The sequence below is a fragment of the Alcanivorax sp. HI0083 genome (assembly GCF_001635175.1).
In genome coordinates, this window is sequence record NZ_LWFX01000553.1 from 1 (window position 1) to 311 (window position 311).

Below are 311 nucleotides of genomic sequence, written 5' to 3' on the forward strand. Positions count from 1 at the left end.
ACGGTGAAGCCCAGCTCTGTAAGCACCGCCATGAATAACAGGTTGTTCTCAAAGCAGTAGCCACCCCGTCTCTGCTGCACCAGCTTGCGTTCCAGGCTGGCCAGATCCAGTGGTACTGGCTTGCCAAGCAAAGGGTTCAGGTTTTCAAAGGCAATATGCAGCAGGTGGCATTGTTGCAAGGCGCGCAGCGTGGCCAGAGTAGGCGTTCGCTCACCGGTATAACCGACACGTTGGCAATAGGCATCCAGATCAAGGGGCATGGCAGACTCCGGGTTCGTCAACAGGAAGGGGGAGGGTACGGCCTCAACCGA

The 311-nt window shown here is 57.2% G+C and carries 1 protein-coding gene; it reads right to left on the reverse strand.

All coding sequences use genetic code 11. The features are described from left to right. Positions 1 to 260 (reverse strand): arylamine N-acetyltransferase (locus tag A3754_RS05640; protein ID WP_197468486.1); only part of this gene is annotated, 260 nt, incomplete at its 3' end. Positions 261 to 311: the final 51 nt, after the last annotated feature.